Annotated in this window: 25 protein-coding genes; 5 read left to right on the top strand and 20 right to left on the bottom strand. The window is 49.3% G+C overall.

All coding sequences use genetic code 11. The features are described 5' to 3' along the window. Positions 1-39 precede the first annotated feature (39 nt). Positions 40-333: a hypothetical protein gene (locus AB4876_RS01840; RefSeq protein ID WP_368379949.1), complete on the top strand. Its 294-nt coding sequence runs from the start codon at positions 40-42 to the stop codon at positions 331-333. Between the two features lie 32 nt (positions 334-365). Here the strand turns inward: AB4876_RS01840 and AB4876_RS01835 are convergent, their stop codons facing one another. Beyond that, complete coding sequence (locus AB4876_RS01835; RefSeq protein ID WP_368379948.1) at positions 366-1,373, bottom strand: tryptophan--tRNA ligase; 1,008 nt, start codon at positions 1,371-1,373, stop codon at positions 366-368. Between the two features lie 128 nt (positions 1,374-1,501). After that, a complete protein-coding gene (locus AB4876_RS01830) occupies positions 1,502-2,623 on the bottom strand; it encodes a tRNA-queuosine alpha-mannosyltransferase domain-containing protein (RefSeq protein WP_368379947.1) in 1,122 nt (373 codons plus the stop codon). A gap of 113 nt (positions 2,624-2,736) precedes the next feature. On the opposite strand from AB4876_RS01830, the gene AB4876_RS01825 reads away from it, so the two are divergent. Further along, positions 2,737-3,528, top strand: a complete 792-nt coding sequence (locus tag AB4876_RS01825) for an enoyl-CoA hydratase/isomerase family protein (RefSeq protein ID WP_368379946.1) — start codon at positions 2,737-2,739, stop codon at positions 3,526-3,528. Between the two features lie 49 nt (positions 3,529-3,577). Here the strand turns inward: AB4876_RS01825 and AB4876_RS01820 are convergent, their stop codons facing one another. The 4 genes from AB4876_RS01820 to tsaB form a co-directional block, all read right to left on the bottom strand. Next, complete coding sequence (locus tag AB4876_RS01820) at positions 3,578-4,879, bottom strand: M18 family aminopeptidase (protein ID WP_368379945.1); 1,302 nt, start codon at positions 4,877-4,879, stop codon at positions 3,578-3,580. 14 nt (positions 4,880-4,893) lie between these two features. Then, positions 4,894-5,772 carry an NAD(P)-dependent oxidoreductase gene (locus AB4876_RS01815; protein WP_368379944.1) on the bottom strand — a complete coding sequence of 293 codons (879 nt, stop codon included), beginning with the start codon at positions 5,770-5,772 and terminating at the stop codon, positions 4,894-4,896. Between the two features lie 71 nt (positions 5,773-5,843). After that, positions 5,844-6,644 carry an undecaprenyl-diphosphate phosphatase gene (locus tag AB4876_RS01810; RefSeq protein ID WP_368379943.1) on the bottom strand — a complete coding sequence of 267 codons (801 nt, stop codon included), beginning with the start codon at positions 6,642-6,644 and terminating at the stop codon, positions 5,844-5,846. A 25-nt stretch (positions 6,645-6,669) separates the two neighbouring features. Next, positions 6,670-7,353 carry a tRNA (adenosine(37)-N6)-threonylcarbamoyltransferase complex dimerization subunit type 1 TsaB gene (gene tsaB, locus AB4876_RS01805; RefSeq protein WP_368379942.1) on the bottom strand — a complete coding sequence of 228 codons (684 nt, stop codon included), beginning with the start codon at positions 7,351-7,353 and terminating at the stop codon, positions 6,670-6,672. A 99-nt stretch (positions 7,354-7,452) separates the two neighbouring features. On the opposite strand from tsaB, the gene mobA reads away from it, so the two are divergent. Next, positions 7,453-8,052 (top strand): molybdenum cofactor guanylyltransferase MobA, encoded by a 600-nt coding sequence (mobA, locus tag AB4876_RS01800; protein ID WP_368379941.1) that lies wholly within the window; start codon positions 7,453-7,455, stop codon positions 8,050-8,052. 60 nt (positions 8,053-8,112) lie between these two features. Here mobA and AB4876_RS01795 read toward each other — a convergent pair whose 3' ends face one another. The 3 genes from AB4876_RS01795 to adk form a co-directional block, all read right to left on the bottom strand. Next, positions 8,113-9,117: a hypothetical protein gene (locus AB4876_RS01795; RefSeq protein ID WP_368379940.1), complete on the bottom strand. Its 1,005-nt coding sequence runs from the start codon at positions 9,115-9,117 to the stop codon at positions 8,113-8,115. Between the two features lie 37 nt (positions 9,118-9,154). After that, the gene (hemH, locus tag AB4876_RS01790; RefSeq protein ID WP_368379939.1) at positions 9,155-10,150 is read right to left on the bottom strand and encodes a ferrochelatase; all 996 of its coding nucleotides are present in this window, start codon (positions 10,148-10,150) and stop codon (positions 9,155-9,157) included. A gap of 110 nt (positions 10,151-10,260) precedes the next feature. Continuing rightward, complete coding sequence (adk, locus tag AB4876_RS01785) at positions 10,261-10,908, bottom strand: adenylate kinase (protein WP_368379938.1); 648 nt, start codon at positions 10,906-10,908, stop codon at positions 10,261-10,263. Positions 10,909-11,365: 457 nt separating this feature from the next. Between adk and AB4876_RS01780 the strand changes: the two genes are divergently transcribed. Next, positions 11,366-11,701: a type 1 pili tip component gene (locus AB4876_RS01780; RefSeq protein ID WP_368379937.1), complete on the top strand. Its 336-nt coding sequence runs from the start codon at positions 11,366-11,368 to the stop codon at positions 11,699-11,701. A 93-nt stretch (positions 11,702-11,794) separates the two neighbouring features. On the opposite strand, the gene mazG is transcribed toward AB4876_RS01780, so the two are convergent. From mazG to cysM, 3 genes are read right to left on the bottom strand one after another with little or no spacing between them, the layout of a single operon-like run. Beyond that, positions 11,795-12,604, bottom strand: coding sequence for a nucleoside triphosphate pyrophosphohydrolase (gene mazG / locus AB4876_RS01775; RefSeq protein ID WP_368379936.1), 810 nt, complete (start codon positions 12,602-12,604; stop codon positions 11,795-11,797). A gap of 2 nt (positions 12,605-12,606) precedes the next feature. Continuing rightward, positions 12,607-14,844, bottom strand: coding sequence for a GTP diphosphokinase (gene relA / locus AB4876_RS01770; protein ID WP_368379935.1), 2,238 nt, complete (start codon positions 14,842-14,844; stop codon positions 12,607-12,609). Between the two features lie 42 nt (positions 14,845-14,886). Then, the gene (gene cysM, locus AB4876_RS01765) at positions 14,887-15,789 is read right to left on the bottom strand and encodes a cysteine synthase CysM (RefSeq protein ID WP_368379934.1); all 903 of its coding nucleotides are present in this window, start codon (positions 15,787-15,789) and stop codon (positions 14,887-14,889) included. A 170-nt stretch (positions 15,790-15,959) separates the two neighbouring features. Between cysM and AB4876_RS01760 the strand changes: the two genes are divergently transcribed. Further along, on the top strand, positions 15,960-18,596 hold the full coding sequence (locus tag AB4876_RS01760) for an ATP-binding protein (protein WP_368379933.1): 2,637 nt from the start codon (positions 15,960-15,962) through the stop codon (positions 18,594-18,596). A gap of 1 nt (position 18,597) precedes the next feature. Here AB4876_RS01760 and recO read toward each other — a convergent pair whose 3' ends face one another. The 8 genes from recO to AB4876_RS01720 form a co-directional block, all read right to left on the bottom strand. Beyond that, on the bottom strand, positions 18,598-19,311 hold the full coding sequence (gene recO, locus AB4876_RS01755; protein ID WP_368379932.1) for a DNA repair protein RecO: 714 nt from the start codon (positions 19,309-19,311) through the stop codon (positions 18,598-18,600). 2 nt (positions 19,312-19,313) lie between these two features. After that, positions 19,314-20,243 (bottom strand): GTPase Era, encoded by a 930-nt coding sequence (gene era, locus AB4876_RS01750; RefSeq protein ID WP_368379931.1) that lies wholly within the window; start codon positions 20,241-20,243, stop codon positions 19,314-19,316. After that, positions 20,240-20,923 (bottom strand): ribonuclease III, encoded by a 684-nt coding sequence (gene rnc / locus AB4876_RS01745; RefSeq protein ID WP_368379930.1) that lies wholly within the window; start codon positions 20,921-20,923, stop codon positions 20,240-20,242. The genes era and rnc overlap by 4 nt, the downstream gene beginning before the upstream one ends. Then, positions 20,920-21,291, bottom strand: a complete 372-nt coding sequence (locus tag AB4876_RS01740) for a DUF4845 domain-containing protein (protein ID WP_368379929.1) — start codon at positions 21,289-21,291, stop codon at positions 20,920-20,922. The genes rnc and AB4876_RS01740 overlap by 4 nt, the downstream gene beginning before the upstream one ends. 18 nt (positions 21,292-21,309) lie before the next feature. After that, on the bottom strand, positions 21,310-22,365 hold the full coding sequence (gene lepB, locus AB4876_RS01735; protein ID WP_368379928.1) for a signal peptidase I: 1,056 nt from the start codon (positions 22,363-22,365) through the stop codon (positions 21,310-21,312). 14 nt (positions 22,366-22,379) lie between these two features. Further along, complete coding sequence (lepA, locus tag AB4876_RS01730) at positions 22,380-24,179, bottom strand: translation elongation factor 4 (RefSeq protein ID WP_368379927.1); 1,800 nt, start codon at positions 24,177-24,179, stop codon at positions 22,380-22,382. Positions 24,180-24,268: 89 nt separating this feature from the next. Then, positions 24,269-24,760, bottom strand: coding sequence for a SoxR reducing system RseC family protein (locus AB4876_RS01725; protein ID WP_368379926.1), 492 nt, complete (start codon positions 24,758-24,760; stop codon positions 24,269-24,271). Beyond that, positions 24,757-25,710, bottom strand: coding sequence for a MucB/RseB C-terminal domain-containing protein (locus AB4876_RS01720; RefSeq protein WP_368379925.1), 954 nt, complete (start codon positions 25,708-25,710; stop codon positions 24,757-24,759). Before AB4876_RS01720 ends, AB4876_RS01725 begins: the two co-directional genes overlap by 4 nt.

Here is a 25,710-nt window from a genome sequence, read left to right as displayed (position 1 = left end):
CGTTATATTAAAGATTCACTGGCAAACTGAGATTGTGCAATGAGTTTAAGCAGCCTTGTCATACTCGCCTTCGCTCTATCTTTTGGCAGCGCGCATTTCGCACACGCCGAACGAACCACAAAAAACACATTAAGCTCGCTGACGACCATGTGGGCCGCTTTACATTTTAATAGCAGTGAAAAAACCGCAGACACCAGCCCTTGGCCGGCGGCAAAAAAAATCAACACAAAATTTAAGTTCGACACCCAGCCGGCACAATTGCAGTTTCGCAAAAGTAACAAGCTGGTATTCAGCCTCAGCCCCGCCGGCTTATCTTTTGACGCCTCATTTTAAGCGTTTGTATATCTGCGTAGTCTAGTTCTACATCATGAAAATGCCGCTAGACCAACCGCCTTACGCACTTTAGCCAGCATTGGCGCCGCATGCGCCCTCGCCTTTTGGGCGCCCTTTTGCAGCTCTGCTTCAAGCAAGCTGCTATCCAGTAGCAATGTTTCATAACGCTCACGAGCAGGCGCCACATGGGAGTTAATCAATTCAAACAATTCTTTTTTGGCCTGTCCCCAGGCAATGCCATCGGCAAATTTATGGCGCATTTCCGCTACTTGTTCAGGATTGGCAAAAGCTTGCCAAATCTCAAACACGGTTGAACTATCAGGATCTTTGGGCTCGCCAGGCTCCAATAAATTGGTTTTGATCTTATTAATATGCTTTTGCAATTTCTTTTCTGGCAAAAATAATGGGATGGTATTGCCGTAGCTTTTACTCATTTTACGACCGTCTAAACCGCTGAGCACAGCGGCATCTTCACCAACCACGGCCTCTGGCAACACAAAGGTTTCACCGTAAAAATGATTAAAGCGCTGGGCCATGTCCCGCGCCATTTCGATATGCTGAATCTGATCCCGCCCCACCGGCACCTTGCTGGCATTAAACGTTAAAATATCGGCGGCCATTAAAATGGGGTAACTGAACAACCCCATAGTGACACCGAAGTCGGCGTCTTCACCCTTCTGCTCATTGTCCTGCACCGCGGCTTTATACGCATGAGAGCGGTTCATCAGCCCCTTGGCGCACACGCAGGTTAGGATCCAACTCAGCTCGGTGATCTCTGGCACATCAGACTGGCGGTAAAAGGTGGTGGCATCGGTATCCAAGCCCAAAGCCAACCAAGTTGCGGCAATTTCACGGCTAGACTGATGAACCACAGCGGGATCATGGCTTTTAATTAAGGCGTGATAATCAGCAAGAAAGAAAAACGCGTCGTATTCACCGCGCTGGCTCTCTGCGATAGCCGGTTGAATTGCGCCCACATAATTACCTAAATGCGGTGTGCCGGTGGTGGTGATTCCGGTAAGTACCCGCTGCTTGCCCATAATAATGTCCTATGTATTTTAATTCAGGGCAGCCTCGCCCTATGCGTAAAAGCGCTTATGATACTGACTCACCAGCGGCATGTCACCGCAGAGGAGGCTGCCAACGGCTGCACTCCGCTTTCGGCGCGCTAAGTGATTAGCATATTTTGCAGCAATTGCCGATAAGCCGGAATTAACACCGGCCACGTTAGCGCCGACACATCAACCAGCGGTAGTTCGCCACGAGTTTTCCTACTCAGTAACTGCCCCAATTTTTGCACCGCCCCCCGCGCTTCCAAGACAATTGCGTCTGCGCCATCATCCTCGCTACTTAAATAGCGATAGTCCTCGGCAAACCACTCGGGATAGCACAAGCGATCCGGCACCAAGGGTACACAGCCCGCCGCCACCGCCTGCAAAACCGCCAAACCTTGGAAATCGTGAATAGCTGTCGACAAAACCACATCGCAGGAACGCTGTAAATCTTGGTAGTGGTTCCCATCGGCGACAAAACCAAATTGTTTTAAGACTAAGCACGCGCTGTTTTCCACGCACTGTTTGATCGCATCAAATTCTGGCGGACGCTGGCGAAACTGCTGGCCGGCAAAGTAAAAATCGATAGCCAAGCCTTGCTTGTCGCACTCCATCACAAGCGCTAGCAAGCGGCTTGGGCCTTTATCGTATTCCCAGCGATGATTCCACAACACGTTAAGCCTGTCGCCGCTGACACGAACTTGCCTAGGCTCGGCTAGGGGCTCAATTCCCACCGGTAACACCACCGCCTGTGCTAGTTGTGAGCGAACTTGCTCGCGCGGTACAAAATCTGGAAGCTTTGCCAATAACTGATCACTGCCATCGAGCAGAGTTTGACGATTATAGTCGCTGTTAAATATCACTTTGTCGGCAGCTAAGGCGGTGTATATATTTAACATTTGCGGTTCAAGCCAGTCGCGCTGCTGTTCACTTGCCGGATAGGAAAATTGATTTTCGTGAAAATACACTAGAGTCGGCCAGCGGCAAATCTCTGGCACTAGCCCCCGCAACGCCGATAAATCAGTCATCGACGTTGCCAAAATCAGATCATAATCCGCCGCCAAGGTATCGCGATTTAACATAGCCCACGACAAACTATTGCCGCGAACTCGCCAGCTAAAATACCGCGGCGGCAAGGTGAGTACCGTCCATTCCACATCGGGCATATGGCGCATTAAGCCATCGAGCCAGCTGCGATGACTGTCGGCATGATAGGCCGATAAAACTAAAACCCGCATCAACCGGCTCTACTCCTAAACAAATAAGACAGTGACCAATAAAGCAAATTGACCCTAGCACTGGCCTCTATTACTCTCTTGGCAGCAATTTTCATCAGTACAGAGATCTAACTATGCACGATTATAATACCCTGCTGTGGGAACAAGCCGACGGCGTCGCCAAAATCACCCTAAACCGCCCCGATGCAGCCAATAGCCTAAACATAGAAATGGCTCGCGAGCTAATGCTGGCCGCAATGCGCTGCGACGAAGACAAAGATATTCGTGCTGTGATCCTTACCGCCAGTGGCAAAATGTTCTGCGCTGGCGGCGATGTGATGAGTTTCCATCAAGCCGGCGATGATGTTGGCCTATACATCAAGGAAATAACCGCCTACCTGCATTCTGCGAACGCGCGTTTTGCCAGAATGTCAGCGCCGCTGATTGTCGCCGTTAACGGCACTGCCGCCGGCGCGGGCTTTAGCTTGGCTATTTCCGGCGACTTAGTGCTTGCCGCTGACACCGCCAAATTCACCATGGCTTACACTGGCATCGGCGCCAGCCCCGACGGCAGCTCTACCCATTTCCTCCCTCGCCTTGTTGGCCTACGCCGCGCGCAAGAACTAATGCTGACCAATCGCGTACTCAGCGCCGACGAGGCTTTAGACTGGGGCATGCTAACCAAAGTCCTTAGTGGCGATGACCTCGCCGCAGAAGCCGACGCCCTCGCGCGGAAAATGGCGGCAGGTCCGAGCATCGCCCACGGTGAGATCAAATCTTTACTGCTGTCGAGCTACAGTAATACCTTAGAGACTCAGCTGGAATTAGAAAGCCGCGGCATTGCCAAAGCGGTTGGCAGCAGCCAAGGCAAAGAAGGTCTCAGCGCCTTCGTCGAAAAGCGCAAAGCCGACTTCAATCGCGACTAAGGCTGCGCCACCAACTGATACTGGCGGTCGAGCTCTCAGTACGCACCGCTCAATCGCCGGTATTTACGCTCTCTAGGCCATAATACGCCGTCAATACCTTAGCCAAATTATACGCATCCTGACTGCCCGCCAATTCGCGAATCGAGTGCATCGCAAAAGTCGGCACGCCAACGTCCAAGGTTTTAACCCCAATCGCCGCCGCCGTCAGTGGTCCTACGGTGCTGCCGCAGGCCATATCGCTGCGCACCACAAAGCTTTGCACTGGCACCGCTGCATCGCCGCACAAGCGGCGAAAGAGCGAGCTGGTTCCGCTGTTAGTTGCGTAACGCTGATTTACATTGTTTTTAATTACCGGCCCCGCGTTAAGAAGCGGACCGTGATTGGCATCGTGGCGGTCACTGAAATTGGGGTGGATACCGTGGGCGTTATCCGCAGAAATCATCATGGAATTGGCCATTGTCCGCTGCCAGCTAACTTCATCACCCGCAATGCGTCGCAGCACCGACTCTAACATTGGGCCCTGCGCCCCGACCGCCGACTGGCTACCGACCTCTTCATGGTCATTGCAAACTAATACTGTGTGGCTATTGGCATCGCTATTTAACAGCGCTTGCAAGCCAACAAAGCATGACAGCAAATTATCCAAACGCGCGCTGGCAATAAAGTCGCCATTCCACCCCACCAAGGCCGCCTGCTGACAGTCGTAAAAACTTAATTCGTAATCCAATACTTTAGCAACGTCTGCAAAACCTTGCGTGGCAAGCTCGGTGGCAATAAGTGCGCGGAAATCTTCTTTATCTGCACTCTGCAACAACACAACAGGTAAATCTTTTTGGGGGTTCACGGCATGGCTATTATTCGCCTCGCGATCTAGATGAATCGCCAAGCTCGGAATCAGCCCCACAGGACGCGTAATATTGAGCAGGCAACTGCACAATTCACCCTTGGCATTTTCGTAATTTACACGACCCGCCAAACCAAGATCTCGATCAAACCAAGGATTAAGTAAAGCGCCGCCGTACACTTCCACGCCAACTTGAAAGTAACCGTGACGATGCAACTCAGGATTCGGCTTTACCTTAAGATTGGGGCTGTCGGTATGTGCGCCGACCATGCGCCAGCCGCGCTGCTGCAAATTGCTCTGTCCACAGCAAAACGCAACGACCGAGGAACCATTACGCACCACAAAATAGCGACCACCAGGCTTTAACTTCCACTCTTCCCGCTCGTCCAATGCTTCAAAACCAGCTGCCCGCAAGCGCTTTAGCATCGCCTCAACAGCATGAAATGGAGTTGGGCTTTGATCTAGAAACGACAATAAACCGTCATTAAATTTTTGCATATCACTCATCCAAACTAACCGTTTTACGCCTTTTTTGCGCCCTGCTGTAAAGCCAATAATAAACTGGAGGTATCATAACGGCCGCCATTCAAATTCTGTACCTGCGCATAAAACTGATCTACAAGTGCAGTAACAGGCAAACTAAGTTTGCGCTGACGCGCTTCGTCGAGCACATACCCCAAGTCTTTGCGCATCCAATCCACCGCAAAACCAAAATCAAATTCACCCGCCAACATGGTTTTAGCGCGATTATCCATTTGCCACGACTGCGCAGCGCCTGCGCCAATCACATCGACGACCGCTGCCATATCTAGCCCCGCCTGAGCGCCAAAATGCATACCTTCGGCCAAGCCCTGAACCAATCCCGCAATACAAATTTGATTGACCATTTTAGCCAGCTGCCCAGAGCCCGCTGGGCCGAGCAGCTGGTAACGCGCGGCATACGCGGCCAAAACCGTCTCTACCCGCGCAAACGCGCTGGCATCACCACCAGCCATAACCGTTAAGCGACCGTTGACGGCGCCAGCTTGACCACCAGATACCGGCGCATCAATAAAAGAATGACCGTAGTCAGCGGCTAATACCGCCATCTCGCGCGCTAATGCAGCCGAGGTAGTGGTGTGATCAACGACAATACCACCCGCAGCCATAAGCGCAAACACCCCCTGCGGCCCAGTTAATACTTCGCGCACATCCTCGTCGGCGCCAAGACATAGCGCAACCACCTCAACGCCCGCCACGGCCGCAGCCAGACTGTCGCTGGCCCCACGCCCATATTGTTCAGACCACTGCGCAGCCTTGGCTCCACTTCGGTTGTATACCGACAGCGCGAAACCCTTCTCTTGCAAATGACCGGCCATGGGATAGCCCATTGCCCCCAAGCCTATAAAGCACACCTGCATTATTTGAGTCTCCAAGGCACTGGCTTCCAAATATGGTAATTACACATTTTAGCAACCTTACGTAGCAATACTTAATTCGCCAACACCGCAAACAAAATCGCCGCCAAGATCACCCTATAGATTGCGAAGGGCATCATACCCATACGTTCAACCCAGTTCATAAATACGTGAATACAGGCATAGGCGGTAGCCGCAGATACCGCAAAACCAATAAACAAATATCGCCAAGGCACAGCGGCGCTACTTTGTATTAATTCCAAGAGTTTGTAAGAGCCCGCTGCGGCGATAATCGGCATCGACAATAGAAAAGAAAAGCGCGCCGAATCACTGCGGCTTAAGCCCATCATTAATGCAGCGGTAATGGTAATCCCCGAGCGTGAGGTGCCGGGAATTAGAGCAATTGCCTGAGCAAAGCCAACAATCAGCGCAATGCGCAAACCTATATCAGCAAGGTGACGACTGTGTTTGGCGTAGCGATCAACCACACCCAAAATAATGCCAAAGACCAGGGTGGTTGTAGCTAGCACATAACCAGTACGCAAATTAAGCTCAATAAAATCATTAAAAATAAGCCCAGCAATCACCGCAGGGATCGTTGCGACAATTACCATCCATCCCAAGCGACTATTGTCGCTTTGCCCGCCGCCAAGCAGGCTGCCAAACCAATCCCCTAAAATACCCCTCACCTCAGCTCGGAAGTACCACAATACCGCCAACAGCGAACCGACATGCACTGCTACATCGAAGGCTAAGCCTTGGTCTTCCCATCCAAATAAGGTTTGCGGCAGCACTAAATGCCCAGAACTTGAAACCGGCAAAAATTCAGTGAGCCCTTGAATCGCCGCCAGTACTACCGCTCGAAACGCATCCATTGTTGTGATTTTCCTTAGTCAAATATTAGCTTTTTTGCCAAGCGACACTGTCGCGTAAATAAACCGGTTGCGCCTGCTCTGCAGTGCCATAGCGGCCAGCGGCAAATTCACGCGCCGCCAACCGCAGTACCGCGCTAGCCCGAGGATAAACATCTCTATCAATTGTCGCAGGAGCCTGGTCTACCGCAAAGCGTGGGGCATAGCCCCAGCCACTGCCGACACCGATCAGGCGCGCGGCTACGTCTGCAATCCTTACATCTTCTGGTGGGCACAGTTTATCTGCGATCAGCACATCCGCAAATCCCGCCGCAACTTTATATTGCCCCCAATACACTTCATCCATACGTGCATCAAGTGTGGGCAAAACAACATCGCCGTCGCTGAGTTGATATTCCAACAAGGCATGCTGAGCCATCGCTTGCAAAGTGGACACGCCGACAACCGGAAGATCCCGTGCAAATGCCAAGCCCTGTACCACACCTGCGCAAACTCGCAAACCAGTAAAAGAACCTGGCCCAGCGGCAAAACCAATCGCATCAATTTGACCAAGATTAAGCCCCGCCTCAGCGAGAATCTGGGCTACCATGGGTAATAAAAACTGGGTGTGGGCCCGGGGCAGCATTCGAAAATCTTCTACTTCCTTGCCCTGATGCAATAAGGCAACCGAACACGCTTCTGTTGAAGCCTCTATCGCGAGTAAACTGCTCATGAAGAAAAAACCACTGGAAAAAATCAGAGTAAAATGAATGCCCAGAATCATACCACATTGGGATTATGCGCTTCATAAATTAGCGCAGTATTAAAAACAATGACGATAAACGAAAACAGTAATTATCACCCCGAATCGATCACCGCCGTCATTCTCGCCGGCGGCGCTGGCAGACGCATGAACAATCAAGATAAAGGCTTACTGCAATGGTATGACACCCCACTTATCGAGCATGTTTTAAAGACTGTGCCGCAAGATATAAAGCGCATTATAATTAGCTGTAACCGCAACCAAGATCGCTATCGACACTACGCCGACACAGTTATGGACACCATCAGCGGCTTCCAAGGGCCACTGGCAGGGATTTATGCCGCTTTGCGAGCAGTGCATACGCCCTACGCCTTCATCTTGCCCTGCGACAGCCCCTGCCCGCCGCTAGACCTGCTCGCAAAACTATACCAAACGCACCACAAACACCACGCCGACATCACTTACGCCAGCGACGGCGAACGCGACCAGTATTTATTCGCCTTACTCAATACACAGCTGAGCGACAACTTAGGCGGCTACCTCGCCAGCGGTGGCCGCAGCGTTAATCAGTGGTATCGCCAGTGCAATTCTGTCAGCGCCGACTTTAGCGGCCAACAACAGGCTTTTCAAAACCTCAATACCATTGACGACATTACGTCACAAACTTAAAATTCAGGCACAAAAAAGGGAGGCTAAGCCTCCCTTTTTTGTTTAACAGCAAAGTGTAAATTAGCTGCTTGGCGTTTCAGTTGCAGCTGGTGCACTTACTGGGCTTTCTACTGGCGCGGCTGCCGCAGCTTTCGCTTTAGCTGGAGCGCGCTTTACGCGAGGCTTTTTCGGTGCTGCAGGCGTTTTTACCACAGCTGCTTTCGCTGCCTTTGGCGCGGCTGTCTTTTTCGCTACAGTTTTCTTAGCCGCGGCCTTTTTAGCAACAGCGGGTTTTGCTGCAGCTTTCTTGGCTGGTGCCTTTTTAGCAGCAACTTTCTTCGCTGGTGCTTTGGCTACTGCTTTCTTTTTCGCAGGCGCTTTTTTCACAGCGGGAGCAGCTTTAACGGCGGCTGCAGCCGGTGCTTTCTTAACTGCTGCTTTTTTAGGCTTACTACCATTAATTTTAGCGTTTAATTGTTTAACCGCTAATTTGTGCTTAGCGAGTAATTTCTTCTCAATTAAAGCAATTTTGGCTTTATTGGCTGCTGCACGTTTCTTTTTGAAACGCTGTTCAAACAATTTAACTGCTTTTGCCAAATCGGCATCGGCCTTACTACTCAGAGCCTGTGAACGCTCAGCCACTTTCTGTTTAATCGCTGTTTCAGAAGCTTTGATTCTGGCAACCGCTTTAACATTTGCTAAATCTGCTTTGCTCGCAGCTGCTTTAGCACGCGCGGCTTTCAGTTTTCCATTTACTTTATCAGCAGCGGCAACTGCACGCTTAACTGCATTTTTGTCTGCAGCACGAGCGGTTTTTTTCGCCTTTGCCCGAGCAGCTTCAATTTTAGTTTTTGCCGCGGCTAAAGCGCGTCTTTCATTGGCGACCATGGCCTCAACTTTCTTTAAACCTTCCTCTGCTTTGATAACGAGAGGATTTACTAAAGCGACATTTTTACTTCTTGGTTTACGTTTAGCAGGGGCTGCTTTAACGCGGTTTTTTTTAGCGGCTGGCATCATTAATTCTCCTTGGCGACGACGATGCTGATTTAATTGTAGTAAAAATAGCACATAAAATAACCAACGCAAAAAAAAGTCATTGATTTACGTACAAATTCTTACTTTTTTACGAAAATAATTGGTTTTTTTCTTCAATAAATGACTTGCTGAGAGAAATCATCAGTTTTTGATGCGACTCGCTGTCATTTAGACAGGCGACATAACGAAATGCTTCGCCGCCATTTTCGATAAAATATTCATGCACTTCACCGTCTATTTCTTCTAATGTTTCCAAACATTCAACGGCAAAAGCTGGACACATAACATCTATTTTTTTCAAGCCAGATTGCGCCAAAGCAATAACGGTTTTGTCGGTATACGGTTGCAGCCATTCGGCTTTCCCCAAGCGCGATTGATAGCTCAGCTGCCACTGATCGTCATTCAAATTCAATGCTTTTGCCAGAGCCGCGGCGGTCTCTTCGCAATGTTGTTGATATGGGTCGCCCAACTCAACATTGCGCTTAGGAATTCCGTGAAAAGACATAAGCAAAAGCTCGCCTTGGCCTGACTCAGCCCAATGCTTTTTAACCGTTTGTGCCAAAGCGTCAATATAAACTGGGTGGTCATGATAGCTGCGCAACCAAGACCATTGGGGAATATCGCGATAACGAGAAAACACACGAGTAATTTCATCGTGTACCGCCGCCGTCGTCGTGGCCGAATACTGTGGAAATAAGGGCAGGAAAAACAAACGCTCGCACCCAGAGGCTAGCAGCTCTTCAATAGCAACCGAAATCGAAGTTTGTCCGTAGGTCATGGCCAAGCGAAAGTCGATATCCTGCTGAGGATAGCGTTCGGCAACCTGTTTAGCGACACCATCGACCAGCCGTTGTGAAAAATAGCGCAGCGGTGAAATATCATTCATCCATATTTGACGGTATGCCCGCGCCACCCTAGGGGCCCGAAACGGCAGAATAATCAAATAAAGAATACACAGCCAAATAATCCGAGGGACTTCTACCACCCGACGATCGGAAAGAAACTGTTTTAGAAATATCCGAACCGCCGCTGGGGTCGGCGCCGTCGGCGTACCTAAGTTTACAAAAACGATTCCTGACTTCATGTGTTCACTCACTTTTAAAATGACGAAGAAGGGGAAATAGAGCCTGATTAATTAGTAACAATAAAAAAAGGGCACCCGCAGGCGCCCTTTATTAAGACTATGATAAAAATTTAGTCTGCGAGCGCAGCGAACACTCTACGTGTAATTTCATCAACCGAGCCCACACCCTCGATTCGCGAGTATTTAGGCGCATCGTCACCTGTTAGGCTGCTATAAAAGGCGACCAGCGGTTTAGTTTGCTCGTGATATACGTTTAAGCGATTACGCACTGTATCTTCGTGGTCATCTTCACGCTGTACAAGCTTTTCGCCAGTAATATCATCCAGCCCTTCTTGCTTAGGTGGATTGTAAATAACGTGGTATGTACGTCCAGAACCTTCATGGCTGCGACGACCGCTCATCCGCGTCACGATTTCTTCGTCGGCAACGGCTATTTCGACCACATTATCGATATTCACACCGGCAGAGATAAGCGCTTCTGCCTGGGGAATAGTTCGTGGAAACCCATCAAACAGAAAGCCATTACTGCAATCCGCTTCTGTAATACGCTCTTTAACCAGCGCAATAATGATTTCATCCGATACCAAGCCACCGGAAGCCATGACTTCCTTTACCTGAAGCCCCAATGGGCTACCGGCCTTAACAGCCGAGCGCAACATATCACCGGTAGAGATTTGCGGTATGGCAAATTTCTCGGAAATAAACTGTGCTTGAGTACCTTTACCTGCCCCCGGAGGGCCCAATAATATAACGCGCATAGCGGGAAACTCCCCAATAATATCAAATTCATAGCCTGCGCCGTAGGGGCCGCCGCAGCAAAAGCGCACAACGATACACAGCAATGGCCCAGCACACAAGACTTATGGCGCTTTCTACGACCAAAGCACAAGACCGCAACCCCTGTAAATCACGCCAAACTTCCCTGAAAAAACAAAGAATCCCCTTCTAGCAGAGGACTAATATCGACGCCACTTAAGTGTTCGATAGAAATATAGCAAGGCTCAAAGCGAAGTCCTGCCATTCAAAAGCAGCGTATCCCATCATATAACTGGCCTATAACGCAGCCGACATGCAGGCCCTATATCCCAAAGAGTTCCTTAACAATTAGGAATAGTATTTACACCGATAATGCTAGCAAAAAAGCACCCTACATAGGTATGCTTTATTTATGGGCGGCTCATTTCAGTTCCGCCCCCGGATGACAGGTATCGCGTTATGAAAGTACGAGAATTGTTATCTCTATGGGAAGAAACCGCAGGCGGCACGCTTACTGCTGATTGCTACGAAGTTCGCCTTTCCATTAAAGACGCCGCACGGCTCAATGCTTTGGCCGAACTATACCCACGCCGCAATATAGAGGAGCTTATTACTGACCTGTTAAGCGCGGCTCTCGATGAGATGGAAAGCGTTATGCCCTATCAGCAGGGCTCTAAAGTCGTTGCCACAGATGAACTGGGCGATCCGCTGTACGAAGACATAGGCCCAACCCCCCGCTACCTTTCCCTAACGGAAAAACATCTCAATCGCTACAAACACCAAGAAAACCATTAAATTTAAACCTTGAAATTAGGGCTGACCTTGGCTCACCAAAGGCCAGCCTGCTACTTGCAAAACCGTCCACACAAAAGACTGTCGCTATTCAATTTAAAGACCGGTCGCCTTCGCTTCCTGCCAAAACAACTCCAACTGACTATTTTCTTGTCCTTTTTCACCATTATAGCCAGTGTCGCGACAACGCTGTTCAACAAACCGAAAGCGGCGCTCAAACTTACGACAGGCGCCACGCGTCACCGCTTCGGCATCCAACTTTAAGTGGCGGGCTACATTAATAGCCGAAAATATAACATCGCCCATCTCGTCCGCGATTTCCTCGGGATCAGCAAGCGCTACCGCCTCATCCAACTCATCGATTTCAGCTCTAAGCGCGGCTATAACATCGCTTAATTCCGTCCAATCGAAACCCGCTTGCGACGCGCGCTTTTGCAGCTTTGCCGCACGAGTGAGCGCGGGCAGCGCCTTGGGCACATCATCCATCGCGCTGAGTTGGGATTTTTGCTCGCGCTCTTGCTGCTTAATTTCTTCCCAGCGCGCGTTAATGGCTGCGTCTGCCGGCGCATCGGCATTCCGCACTGACGTCAGCTGACCATCGGGGAAAACATGGGGATGACGGCGCAGTAATTTAGCAACGATGTCATTTACCACATCAGCAAAACTAAAATCGTCAGACTCTGCCGCTAACTGACTGTAAAAAATCACCTGAAATAACACATCGCCTAGTTCTTGGCGTATTTGTTCGCTATCACCCTGCTCGATGGCATCAACTAACTCGTAAACCTCCTCAAGGGTATGAGGCACCACACTTGAAAACGTCTGTTTCAAATCCCAAGGACAACCGGTTTCTGGGTCGCGCAAGCGACTCATTAGGTACTGTAAATCCGCAATAGTGTAGCTCACGATTAGTTTTCTCTAATTCGTCTAACCGCCACCACATTCGGAAGGCCATTGAGACGGTTAAATAAGTCAGACAAGGTGGCCAGATCGCGAATTTCAAGACGAATGTTCATAGTTGCCATATGATGAGCGGTATCAGTAACGGTACTCATTGAGATAACGTTAACTTTCTCGGTGGCCAGCTGCTGCGTGATATCTCGCAACAACCCCTGGCGATCATAGGCTTCTAACTCGATATCAACGGGATAGGTTTCAATTTGGGCGTCGGCCCAATCTACCGCAATAATTCGCTGGGGCTCTACGCTCTGCAATTGCAGTAGCTTATTGCAATCCTGCAAGTGGACGCTAACCCCCCGACCGACAGTGATGTAACCCGCAATAGCTTCACCCGGCAAGGGTTTACAGCAGCGGGCGAAATAGGTCATTAAATTGCCGACACCACTTATTCTAATCTGACTACCATCATTACTCTTGGTACTCGGCGGCCGCAATTTCACAAGGGACTGGCTGGACTCACCCTCTCTACCCGCCAGGTTATGAGCGGCTTTAATCAACTGGAATGTACTTATTTCACCTGCCCCCACGGAGGCGTACATATCGTCAACACTGGCGCAGTGCATTTGATCGGCCAAATACTTGTAGTCGATGCTATTCAACGCTAGGCGTTTAAACTCTTTATCTAGCAAAGCTCGACCGGCAACGATATTGTCCTCCTTAGCCTGTAATCGGAACCAATGCTGGACCTTGGTTCGGGCTCGTGAGGTTTTTAGATAACCCAAATTACTTTGCAGCCAATCGCGGCGCGGCTCGCTGTCTTTACCCGTTAGAATCTCTACCCGCTCACCAGTCTTTAGCGTATAGGTGAGCGGAACGATACGACCGTTGACCTTGGCGCCTCGACAGCAATTACCCACCTCTGTATGAATATGGTAGGCAAAATCCAGTGGCGTTGCGCCATTTTGTAAGTTAACTACATGCCCGTCGGGAGTAAAAACATAAACCCGATCTTGGGTGTGAGTAAATTGTTCTGCTACGTCGCTGCTGCTGCCACTCTCCTCATGCCAATCCAACACTTGACGCAACCACGCAATTTTTTCATCGTAGCTATTACTGGTTTTTGCACCTTTGTCGGTACCTTTATACATCCAGTGCGAACACACCCCAAATTCAGCTTCTTCGTGCATCGAGCGGGTGCGAATTTGAATCTCTAAAACCTTGCCATCAGGGCCTATAACTGCTGTGTGTAAGGAGCGATACCCATTATCTTTGGGATTGGCGATATAGTCGTCGAACTCATTGGGAATATTACGCCACAGACCATGCACCAAGCCTAGCGCCGCATAGCAAGACTTGGTATCTGGCACCAACACCCGCACCGCTCGAATATCGTAAACCTGTGAAAAGCCTATGCCTTTGCGCTGCATTTTTCGCCAAATACTGTAAATATGCTTAGCGCGACCCGCAATATCGGCCTGAATATTATCTTCCCTAAGCGCCTTTTCTAACATCGCAATAGCATCGTCAATATAATGCTGACGATCGAGACGTTTCTCATCGAGCAATTTTGCTATTTTCTTATAAGCAAGCGGCTGCAAATAGCGAAAAGATAAATCTTCGAGCTCCCATTTGATATGACCGATACCCAAGCGATGAGCTAGAGGCGCGTAAATATCGGCTACTTCACGCGCAACCCGATAACGCTTGTCTGGTTTGTTTTTTACCGCCCGAATTGCCGAGGTCCGCTCCGCGAGTTTGATAAGTGCAACGCGAACATCATCAACAAGTGCCACCAGCATTTTGCGAATGGTTTCACTCTGGGCCTCGGACTGGCCAAGCACAGGAGCGTCTAACTCGGCATTAACTCGAGAAATTGCCGCCATCCCCAGCACGCCGTCAACTAATTTAGCGACAGAACGGCCGAAATCACGCTCCAACTCCGCCAAGCTCAGGCGATTTTCACGCACCGCTCTGAACAAGGTCGCTGCAATCAAGCTGTCTTGATCGAGATGTAAATCAGCGAGAATTTCCACCATTTCCAATGCGGTATAAAAACTGCTTAAGCCTTCTGCCTTTGGCGCATCAACTGGTGTGGGCAACGCCGCACACGCTTCGGCAACGCCCATCGCTCGTTGTAATTGAGCAGGGTCAATAACCTGAACATCTATAGGTAGCCGAGCAATCCAGTTCGCTATATCCACCCGACCATTATCTAATAACGGAAAATCTTCCCTTACTTTAACCATTAGTTCCCACCAGTTGCAGCATAGACACGCGCTAGGGCCTTGTTATTTTAAGGCCGCGTCAAAAACACCGGTCGATAAATACCGGTCGCCGCGATCACAAATAATAGCGACAATAATCGCATTTTCTACCATCTCACTAATTCGCAGCGCACCCGCGACCGCCCCTCCCGATGACACCCCGCAAAAAATACCCTCTTCTGCGGCCAGTGCGCGCATCGTTGTCTCAGCCGTTATTTGGTCCATGTCGATGACCTTATCAACCCGCAGCGAATCGTAAATACTTGGCAAGTACGCCTCGGGCCAACGTCTTATCCCAGGAATACTAGAACAGCCATCCGGTTGCAGACCGATGATCTCTATTGCTGGGTTTTGCTCTTTCAAATAGCGAGACACGCCCATAATGGTGCCCGTTGTGCCCATCGAACTGACGAAGTGAGTGACGCGACCGTCAGTTTGCTGCCATATTTCAGGACCTGTACCGTCGTAATGTGCTCGGGGATTATCGCTATTGGAAAATTGATCGAGAACCTTACCCTCTCCAGCAGCCTGCATTTCCAATGCCAAGTCTCTAGCACCTTCCATTCCCGACTCCTGGGACACCTCCAGCAATTTCGCACCATAGGCCGCCATCGCCAACTTGCGCTCCACACTCATGTGGTTGGGCATGATAAGAATCATCTTATAGCCCTTGATTGCTGCCGCCATGGCTAGGGCAATGCCGGTATTACCGCTGGTTGCCTCTATTAATGTATCGCCTGGCGAGATCATGCCGCGCTGCTCAGCATGATCAATCATACTCATTGCCGGCCGGTCTTTGACCGAACCCGCGGGATTATTCCCTTCTAACTTGACAAGTATGGTATTGGAGGTCTTGCCCGGCAAACGCTGCAAGCGTACTAACGGGGTATTGCCTATATATTGTTCAATAGTTGGAAAGTCTTTCATAACAAGGGCTTAAACCTCTTTGTCGCTTAATGCAGTACTACACTAGCCCAGCAATTTCGCACTTCTGCCCCAGCGTCATTGCAGCACTGCTAACTCTGCACAATAATAGCAGCGTCCGTATTTTTCGGTCATGATAATACCACTCCAACCCCAGAAGGCTCCACCAAGCAATGCCCAGGCGCTTAGGAATACGAAAACTAATTTTGGTTATGGGCCTGCTGCCGGTGTTGGCGCTATCCCTTGGCATGAGCGCCTATCTGATGTACAGCCAGATCCACGAGCTGCGCAACATCATGACCGAGCGCGCCAAAACTTCCAGCGAGCACCTCGCCATTATTGCTGAGCACATGCTGCTAAGTGATCACGGAGCCACACTCCAGCAAATTGCCACCACCGCACTAGAAGAACCGGCCGTTAGAGCAGTGGGGATTTACGATGCCAATTTAAACCTTATCGCCCAAGCCGGACCGCGCTCCGACCTACCCCAGGCACAAATTGCTAAAAAGCAGCCTACCGCCCAACTTTATTTTTCAGATGATGGCTTGATAATCCTGCAACCCATCATTAAGTCGAATAGCGAAAATGACGCGCAAGCCGCGCCCTCCGGCTGGGTAGCTATGCAGTTTAATTGGCAACACTTAGAGATCCGCCAGTATCAAACCTTGCTAATTGGCACCACCTTTTTAATCTGCGCGTTTATTATCTGTATCACGTTAAGCAGCTATATCAACCAAACGCTAACACGGGATTTAAATGCGCTCCGTCAAGCCGTTCGCCGCATGGCCAGCGGCCCCAAAAATTTTCATGCCCATGTTCCAGGCAATGACGAGTTCAGTGAAATTGCAGAAGAATTAAATTTACTGAATAACGCCCATCAGAATGAATTACAAGATTTGCAGCGCAGTATTGAGCAGAGCAATACAGATTTACGCGAGACTTTAGAAACCGTTGAAGTACAAAATATAGAGCTCGACTTGGCCCGCCGTGAAGCCCTTAACGCCAGCCGAGTTAAGTCAGAATTCCTTGCTAATACCAGTCACGAAATTCGAACTCCACTCAATGGCATTATTGGCTTCAGTAATATTCTATTGAAGTCTGAACTTGAAATTCGTCAGCGCGAAGCTATTGAAACCATTCACAGTTCAGCCAATAGCTTGCTGACCATCATTAATGACATTCTCGATTTTTCCAAGCTCGAAGCCGGAAAATTAGTTCTCGACAGCGCACCAGTAAACCTCCGCGAAGTGATTGAAGACACCTTGCAATTACTCGCTCCTGATAGTGCTGGAAAGCAACTTGAATTAATATTAACCATTCAAGAAGGCACGCCGGAAACCGTTTTATCAGACGCGCTACGACTCAGACAAATACTTACAAATTTAATTAATAACGCCATCAAATTCACACCCGCCGGCCACATACTCGTCAACGTCCAAAGCATTAGCAATGGTGAGCAGCACGCCGCCGTAACCATCCAGATCAGCGATACCGGCATCGGTTTATCCAAAGATCAGCAGAAGAAAATTTTTAAAGACTTTGGTCAGGCCGATGCGTCAATAACCCGGGAGTATGGCGGCACTGGGCTCGGCTTAGTTATTGTCAAAGGCCTTATAGAGCAAATGGGCGGCGAAATTGGTATTGAAAGCGAGTTAGGACGGGGTGCAACCTTTTGGTTTACGATTAACTTTACGATCGTCAACAATGCCATTCGTATGCGCGACTTCAGCGCCCTGCGCGGCAAGTATCTTGCACTTTACGACCCCAGCCCCCTGCATGCCCAGTCACTACAGATGTTATTCGACAACTGGGGGCTAAGTACTATTCATTGCACGAATATTAGCGAACTACAAACTGACTGCGACTACCTAGTTATCAGCAGTGATGAGCAAGACGATACCACTCGGCAATTCATTGCTAAGCTAGACCGCCCAGCTATTATCCTCAGCCCCTATAGCCACGATGCCGATGAACACCAAGATCACCGTTATTTAAACAAACCCATTTCACACATTAAATTATTCGACGCACTTAACCGTGAAACAAAAAACCCAGCCCCCGGTAAAGTTAAGCAGTTTTCTTCAACGTCGGTATTGGCAGTAGATGACAACCCGTCAAACCTGCACATCCTTGCGAGTTTTTTAGCGGATTTAAACGCAGTAACGACAATGGCAAAAAGTGGTGCCGACGCAATTCAGCGCTGCCAAGAAAACTGCTTTGACCTTATATTTATGGATATTCAGATGCCACATATGGACGGCATCGAAACCAGCCGCTATATCCGCAGCACAGGCTTAAATCGAGACACGCCAATTATCGCGCTATCGGCTTACTTGGCGCCGGAAAACCCCGTACAGCTTCGCGAAGCAGGTATAAATGATTATCTCAGCAAACCAATTACTGACCACCAACTCGCTGAATTATTTAATCGCTACCTAGATGAAAGTCGAGCAAGTACAGATTCTCGGCCAGTAGATATAGCGCAATGCCTGAAACTGGCAAAAGACCGGCCCGCCTTGGCCACAGAAATGTTGAGCATGCTGTTAGCAAGCCTTCCCCAACACAAAACTCATCTATTAACAGCCCAGCAAGACGATGACCGCAACGTTATTGCAGACATCACCCACACCCTTAAAGGTGCTTGCTGCTATACCGGCACTCCGGCCCTAAATGCAACGGTAATTCAGCTTGAGCAAAGCCTCAACGACCATCAAGCTCTCGATACTGACATTGCCAATTTAGCGACGGCCATAGATGAGTTATTACGCTGGCAGGATGAACATGAACTCGACGCTGTATTTGACAGCTAAGCTATTTGGCCTTGCTGGCGGGCGCAAATAGCGCCCTGCTGCGTAGCGGTTTACCGCCTAACAATGGAAGCAAAGCCAGGCGAGCAAGACGCTTAGCGGCTGGCAAGGTATCGCGATTAAACCCACCCCGCGCGAGTTGCAATAGAACCTCACCGGAAAACACCGCCTCACTCGCCTCTTCAGCTAACACCAAACCTTCTCCCACTAAAAAACGATAAGATTGCTCGGCTACAATAGCCGAGCCGGTACGATGACAAACCGAAAAATTTAGCCCGTAGCCCAAAACGTCCAACAAGCCAAATTCAAAGCAGCGTAAACTTGTCTCAAGGTCCTCGCCAACCGCAAGCTGGGTGAGGCACTGAGTATATAAGACAAAAACATCAATTTGTGGGTCATGCTGATGTAGCAGGCGCTCCAGCAATTCATTTACATACAAGCCGCAAAATAACGCTTTGCCTTGCAAGCTAAAGGTCTGTTGATGCTGGGCATCAATTAAGGATTTTAATTCACCTCGCCCCTGCCAACTAACACTAACAAGATTAAATGCCTGCAGGGCCGCTCGCCAAGATTGCCGCGAACGACTTGCCCCGCGCAAGCCTTTGGCAACGCAGGTAAACCGCCCGTAATTTGGGCTAAATAAATTAACTAAGGCGCTGGTGTCACGGTAAGGGCGAATATGTAAAACAAAACACAGTTCGCCTTCGACACGATTCATAATTACTTCAGATTAATATCGGTATAACCGAGGCTGCGCAGCGCACGCTCATCGTCTGACCAGCCTGATTTAACCTTTACCCACAGGCGCAGCATGACCTTATTGTCAAAAGCCCGCTCCATGTCTTTACGGGCTTCCGTGCCAATTTGACGAAGACGACTGCCGCCCTCACCAATAATAATTTTTTTCTGTCCGTCGCGTTCAACTAAAATCAGAGCACTGATTTCAAGTAAGCGTGGCGATTCAGTAAACTCTTCGATTTCCACCGTCATTGAGTAGGGAATTTCCTCACCCAACTGACGCATAATTTTTTCACGCACCAGCTCCGCCGCCAAAAAACGCTCGCTGCGGTTGGTAATTTGATCTTCTGGAAACATATGGATACTTTCGGGCAAAAAGCGTGCAATAACTTTCTCAAGTTCTTCACGATTATGACCCTGCAGGGCGGATACTGGCACTACGTCGGCAAACTTGTATTTACTCTGCAAATTAGTAATCAAGGGCAGAAGCTGCCCCTTATCATCAAGCCGATCGACTTTATTAATCACCAGCACGACTGGGCTACGCGCATTCTCAAGTATTTTCAATACGAGATCATCGTCATCGATCCAACGATCGCGGTCTACCAAAAACAAAATAAGATCCACATCTTTAATCGCTGAACTTGCCGCCTTATTCATATAGCGATTAAGTGCTTTTTCTTCCTTCAAGTGCATACCGGGGGTATCAACATAAATCGCCTGGACCTCCCCTTCGGTCTTAATACCAAGCACTTGATGGCGTGTCGTCTGGGGTTTACGCGAGGTGATACTAAGCTTCTGCCCCAATATATGATTCAGCAAAGTTGATTTGCCGACATTTGGGCGGCCAATAATAGCCACATATCCACAGCGCTGTACGCTCATCTCGGTATTCTCTCCACTAGCACTCATTCTACTTCCTTTAATGCCAACAGCACCTGTTCGGCGGCTGCCTGTTCGGCTTTGCGCCGGCTACTACCTGAGGCAGAAACAGACGAGGTTAATAAGCTTACCGAGCAGGCCACCACAAAAGTTTGCTGGTGGTCAGCGCCAGCCGTTTCAATTAGTTGGTAATTCGGCAAAGGTTGTTTGCGCGCTTGCAATAATTCCTGCAACCGCGTTTTGGCGTCTTTATGGCTAGATTCTGGATTCAAGGCCGATAAGCGCGGTGCAAACCAAGCCAGCACCCGCTCCCGACACACATCAAAACCAGATTCTAAATAAATTGCACCGATCAAGGCCTCAACTACATCCGCAAGCGTTGATGCGCGGCGCTGGCCACCACTGTTTTTCTCACCGGCACCTAAACGCAAGTAACGCCCCAAATCAAACTCAAGGGCGATCGTCGCAAGGGTTTTTCCGCTCACTAAAACCGAGCGTATGCGACTAAGGTCACCTTCATCTATGCCTGGAAAGCGTCGATATAGGGCTTCTGCAATAATCATATTCAAGAGCGAATCGCCTAAGAACTCAATTCGCTCATTGTTATCGGCACTAAAACTGCGATGGGTCACAGCCATCGTCAGCAAACTAGTATCTTTAAACTCATAGCCAATCTTTTGGCAGAGCTGGTCGAGGCTAGCTAAGCTCAACTGTGAGGTACCAAAAACTGGGCTTCATCAAAGCGCACCACAGCGTCGACATTAAACATGAGGGGCACTCGCTTTTCATGGCGAGCATCAATAAGCACCCCTTTTTTATCGGCGCTAATTTTAATATCTCTCAGTGAGATCGATTCAATACGGTTGGTAATGAAGCGGCTAGACAACTCCTTTCGAATCCCCGCTGGGGTCGCATCACTGCTACGGCTCTCACTCGCGACATCATCAATAATGCGCTTTAATGTCCAGTAGTCCACATAAATAGGCGCCAGCCGCACGGTTACCGTGGCAAAAAACAACACCACCCCCAACACACATAGGGCGGCAAGCATACTCATACCCTGCTGCTTTTTTCTCATAATTGTTTCCTACTCTCGCTAGCGAATTCGGCCCACGCGATTAAAGTTCGGCAAATCATTAAACGACTCCCAGTGCATCCAGATCGCAAAGGCCTGACCGACAATATTCTGTTCGGGCACCTGGCCCCACACGCGACTATCACTACTATTATCGCGATTGTCGCCCATCATGAAATAATGACCAGGCTTAACGGTAGTAACAAAATCACCGCGATAAATCCGCTTATCGTGATGAACTAAATGGTCGACATTATCCAACTGTTCTTTTAGCACTTGAGTTACTGGCTGTAGCGGCGGCACTTCCGCCAGCAAAGTTTGCTGAACGGCCTCATCATTAATATATAGCTGTTTATTAATATAGCGTATTTCATCGCCAGGCAGGCCCACAACTCGCTTTATAAAATAGCGATTATCGTTTGGCGGGAAAAACACCATTACATCACCGCGCTTAGGTTCACCCACCTCAAAAATTTTGGTACCCACAACCGGCAGACGCAGCCCGTAATTAAACTTATTAACAAGTATATAATCACCCACTTCCAAGCTCGGCACCATTGACGCGGACGGAATTTGGAAGGGTTCGATTACAAAGGAACGTAAAACCAACACCACAAGCAGCACTGGAAAAAAAGATCGTGCGTTTTCAGCAATCGGCAGCGCACCACCGAAATCAGCTTTGAGCGACTCTTGATCTTGTTTAATGAAATAAGTGATGTACACCGCCACTTTACCGGCGCTGACATAAGCTTGGCGGCCTTTTTCAAAAACAAAGCGATCAAGACCACCGATTATTCCTGCAATAATGGTCAGTACTACTAGTGCTAAGGCAAAGTCGCCGTCCTTAATAAGTACGACACTGGCAATCCACGCAAACCAGCCAAGCAGCACAACTCTATAGCTCCACTCCAACCAGCTTGGCAGGGCTTGTTGACGCAGGCTTGCAGCATCACTCGCGGTGCGCTTTTCAGAACACCATTGCAGAGCCTGCTGCATTTGCCTGCGGCCCTTAATTTCTTGAAATAACCATACGACTAAAGATAGCGCCGCAACAGAGATCAGAATCAAATTTACCATGCGGCTATTTTCCTTTAACCATCAATATTGAGCACAGCTAAAAACGCCGACTGGGGGATTTCAACATTACCCACCTGCTTCATGCGCTTTTTACCCGCTTTTTGTTTTTCTAACAGCTTGCGTTTACGAGACACATCGCCACCGTAACACTTTGCCGTCACGTTTTTACGCAGCGCTTTAACCGTTTGCCTAGCAATTACCTGACCGCCAATCGCCGCCTGAATAGCCACGTCAAACATTTGTCGTGGAATCAATTCCTGCATTTTTTCAACTAACGCGCGGCCGCGGCTCTGGGCGATATCACGGTGGACAATCATTGCTAGCGCATCTACTCGATCACCGTTTATCAACACATCAAGTTTTACTAGATTAGCAGCTTCGAAACGCTCAAAACTATAATCCAATGAGGCAAAACCGCGGCTTACTGATTTTAAACGGTCAAAAAAGTCCAGTACAACCTCACTCATCGGAATTTCCCAATTAAGCGATACCTGCTGCCCTAAAAACTGCATGTCTTTCTGGATACCGCGTTTCGATGCACACAGCGTTATCACATTACCCAAGTGCTCCTGTGGCACCAGAATATTTACACGTGCAATCGGTTCGCGAGTTTCTTCAAGCTCACCCGGATCAGGCATAGACGAGGGATTATCGACCATGACTATTTCGCCATTTTTCTTTAGGACTTCATAAATAACCGTCGGCGCAGTGGTAATCAGATCTAAATCATATTCTCGCTCTAGGCGTTCCTGAATAATTTCCATATGCAAGGTGCCAAGGAAACCACAGCGGAATCCAAAACCCAGTGCATCAGAGCTCTCGGGCTCATAAAACAAGGACGCATCGTTCAGTGTTAATTTACTGAGTGCATCGCGAAAATCTTCGTAATCTTCGGTCGAAACAGTAAATAGACCAGCATAGACCTGCGGCTTTACCTTTTTAAAACCCGGCAAAGCTGGCACAGTTGGTGTTGATGCATGGGTAAAGGTGTCCCCCACCGGCGCACCGTGAATATCCTTAATACCGGCGATAATAAAGCCTACCTCACCCGCTTTAAGAATGCCGGTCGAAGTCTGTTTGGGTGTAAAGATACCCACCACGTCGACAATCTGTGGTTTGCCCAAGGTCTTGCTGATGATTTTATCGCCACGCTTGAGAGTGCCATTTTTAACGCGAACAAGAGAAACAACACCTTGGTAGTTATCGAACCAAGAGTCGATAATAAGCGCCTGCAAGGGTGCATCTGTATCGCCAACTGGCGGCGGTATTTTAGCAACCAAATGTTCCAGCGCTTCGTGAATACCCATCCCAGACTTGGCAGACACCGCTACCGCCTCGGAGGCGTCAACACCGATAATCTCTTCAATTTCGTGCTTAACTTTATCGGGGTCCGCTTGGGGCAAATCCATTTTATTAAGAATAGGTAAAACCTCAAGGCCCTGCTCTATTGCCGTGTAACAGTTAGCCACCGACTGTGCTTCAACACCCTGAGCGGCATCAACCACAAGTAACGCCCCCTCACAGGCCGCCAGCGAGCGCGAAACTTCATAGGAGAAGTCGACGTGACCTGGCGTGTCGATGAAATTTAACTGGTAGGTTTTACCGTCGTCAGCCAGATAATTAAGGGTGACCGATTGGGCTTTAATGGTAATGCCCCGCTCCCGCTCAATATCCATGGAATCGAGAACCTGCGCGGACATTTCACGCGCGGTCAAGCCGCCACAGGTTTGTATAAAACGATCCGCTAAGGTCGATTTACCGTGGTCAATATGGGCGATGATAGAAAAATTACGAATCAAATCGAGACTAGGCACGCTCGGTTTATACCTCAGGGCTACGAAAATAATGAAAATTCAGGGCCGCGATTGTAGCGCAAAGGCAGGGTTGTAAGCTATGAATAGACTTAAACTGAATAGGAGGAATCGTATACCGACACCGACTGAGCGGTTACAGATGGCTTTTTTGCCAAAATCTGAGGTTGATATGCTGGATTATCGCTAATCAAGCGCGCATGAAGCCCGAGCAGTACCATGCCCGCCACAAAACCAAGCAAGGCGCCAATTGCTGCAGCAACGTCACCCACAAAATAATGACTAACCCCTGCCATCGCCGCCAACATCGTAAATAAAGGCAACAAATACACGACCATTGCACCGCCAACTAAGGCGCGCTCTGGAATACCAATCTCAAGCTGATCGTCCAACTGAAAATCATCAGCACTTTGCCCACCAAGCTTAACCCGCAACTGGTTCCGACGACCGTCCAGCGCCTTGTTCATCAATCCCTGGCCACAGCCCTTTTGCGCGCTACAGCTGCTACAGGTACTGCGCTGAATTGTTTCGACCCACAGCGCATCCTGATCGATACCCACAACACGCCCTGTTTCGCTAATCACTGCACAGCCCACGTTAAGGATTTTGCCACCTGCTTGGCCGTTAACATGGGCACTTCACCTACCACCGTAGCAAAGCGGCCCTGATCAGGAAAAGCTACCGTATAACTTACCGAGGCGCCGCGACGCATGCCGCCTTCGGCAATAACTGCCTGCCCCGCCTCGGTGTTCACCAGTGGCTCCACAAACACCGACATCACTGCCAAGCCGTCTGTATAGGTCATCGCAGCTTCGTCGTTGTTTTCCGATTGCGCCAAGGTAAACCCAGCTGGAATCCAATTTGGCTGCCAGCGACGCGCTATCGCCTGCACCGCGACGCCATCCGGTTTAATATCACGATGCTGTACTTCACGCGCGTCAGCAACTACTGGCTCATCAGCAGAAATATTCAAATCCAGCATAACGTATTGAAATCGTTCTAAAACCTTACCCTGCTGGTTAACAATATCCGAACGCAAGAGCAAACCGGTTTCTTTATCGAGAGATAATTTATAGCCCAAGCGATAAACGTCACGAGGGCGAATCATCAGCGTAACGGCTTCTCTACCGGCAACACGCGCCGCACCTTTCACATCGAGATCGTAATAACGATAGAAGCCCTGTTCCTCTTCGCCGCCAAACAGGCGAATTAATTGCGGGCCAGGATGAACGCAGTTGATGTCGTGGCCGTGATAGACCAGATCCTGATGACTCCCATCAAGGGATTCAAGAGATTCAAACTCTTTGCCATCGCGAACAGTATGGGTAATACGATAGCTATTCAACTGATCGCCCACCTGATAACTAACAATTGCGCGATAATTGAGCTCGCGGTGACTGTGCGTCATCTGGTTAAGTAACTCGCTGCCTACTCCAGCGCTGAACTCCTGACTTTCCGCGTCAGACTCCAAGCTAATGGTATAGGCGCTACCAAACATCAAACTCATCGCAACAACAGCAAGCCGCAATCTCAC

It is taken from the genome of Zhongshania guokunii, assembly GCF_040892635.1.
In the GTDB taxonomy this organism is placed as follows: Bacteria; Pseudomonadota; Gammaproteobacteria; order Pseudomonadales; family Spongiibacteraceae; genus Spongiibacter; species Spongiibacter guokunii.
The sequence above is the reverse complement of the archived record's forward strand: the minus strand, read 5'-3'. Positions and strand labels throughout refer to the sequence as shown.

What these genes read in the sequence shown, in the direction of transcription:
- AB4876_RS01840 (WP_368379949.1), top strand. Translation starts at nt 40, where the DNA reads ATGAGTTTAAGCAGCCTTGTCATACTCGCCTTCGCTCTATCTTTTGGC.
- AB4876_RS01835 (WP_368379948.1), bottom strand. Translation starts at nt 1,373, where the DNA reads ATGGGCAAGCAGCGGGTACTTACCGGAATCACCACCACCGGCACACCG.
- AB4876_RS01830 (WP_368379947.1), bottom strand. Translation starts at nt 2,623, where the DNA reads ATGCGGGTTTTAGTTTTATCGGCCTATCATGCCGACAGTCATCGCAGC.
- AB4876_RS01825 (WP_368379946.1), top strand. Translation starts at nt 2,737, where the DNA reads ATGCACGATTATAATACCCTGCTGTGGGAACAAGCCGACGGCGTCGCC.
- AB4876_RS01820 (WP_368379945.1), bottom strand. Translation starts at nt 4,879, where the DNA reads ATGAGTGATATGCAAAAATTTAATGACGGTTTATTGTCGTTTCTAGAT.
- AB4876_RS01815 (WP_368379944.1), bottom strand. Translation starts at nt 5,772, where the DNA reads ATGCAGGTGTGCTTTATAGGCTTGGGGGCAATGGGCTATCCCATGGCC.
- AB4876_RS01810 (WP_368379943.1), bottom strand. Translation starts at nt 6,644, where the DNA reads ATGGATGCGTTTCGAGCGGTAGTACTGGCGGCGATTCAAGGGCTCACT.
- tsaB (WP_368379942.1), bottom strand. Translation starts at nt 7,353, where the DNA reads ATGAGCAGTTTACTCGCGATAGAGGCTTCAACAGAAGCGTGTTCGGTT.
- mobA (WP_368379941.1), top strand. Translation starts at nt 7,453, where the DNA reads ATGACGATAAACGAAAACAGTAATTATCACCCCGAATCGATCACCGCC.
- hemH (WP_368379939.1), bottom strand. Translation starts at nt 10,150, where the DNA reads ATGAAGTCAGGAATCGTTTTTGTAAACTTAGGTACGCCGACGGCGCCG.
- adk (WP_368379938.1), bottom strand. Translation starts at nt 10,908, where the DNA reads ATGCGCGTTATATTATTGGGCCCTCCGGGGGCAGGTAAAGGTACTCAA.
- AB4876_RS01780 (WP_368379937.1), top strand. Translation starts at nt 11,366, where the DNA reads ATGAAAGTACGAGAATTGTTATCTCTATGGGAAGAAACCGCAGGCGGC.
- relA (WP_368379935.1), bottom strand. Translation starts at nt 14,844, where the DNA reads ATGGTTAAAGTAAGGGAAGATTTTCCGTTATTAGATAATGGTCGGGTG.
- cysM (WP_368379934.1), bottom strand. Translation starts at nt 15,789, where the DNA reads ATGAAAGACTTTCCAACTATTGAACAATATATAGGCAATACCCCGTTA.
- AB4876_RS01760 (WP_368379933.1), top strand. Translation starts at nt 15,960, where the DNA reads ATGCCCAGGCGCTTAGGAATACGAAAACTAATTTTGGTTATGGGCCTG.
- recO (WP_368379932.1), bottom strand. Translation starts at nt 19,311, where the DNA reads ATGAATCGTGTCGAAGGCGAACTGTGTTTTGTTTTACATATTCGCCCT.
- era (WP_368379931.1), bottom strand. Translation starts at nt 20,243, where the DNA reads ATGAGTGCTAGTGGAGAGAATACCGAGATGAGCGTACAGCGCTGTGGA.
- AB4876_RS01740 (WP_368379929.1), bottom strand. Translation starts at nt 21,291, where the DNA reads ATGAGAAAAAAGCAGCAGGGTATGAGTATGCTTGCCGCCCTATGTGTG.
- lepB (WP_368379928.1), bottom strand. Translation starts at nt 22,365, where the DNA reads ATGGTAAATTTGATTCTGATCTCTGTTGCGGCGCTATCTTTAGTCGTA.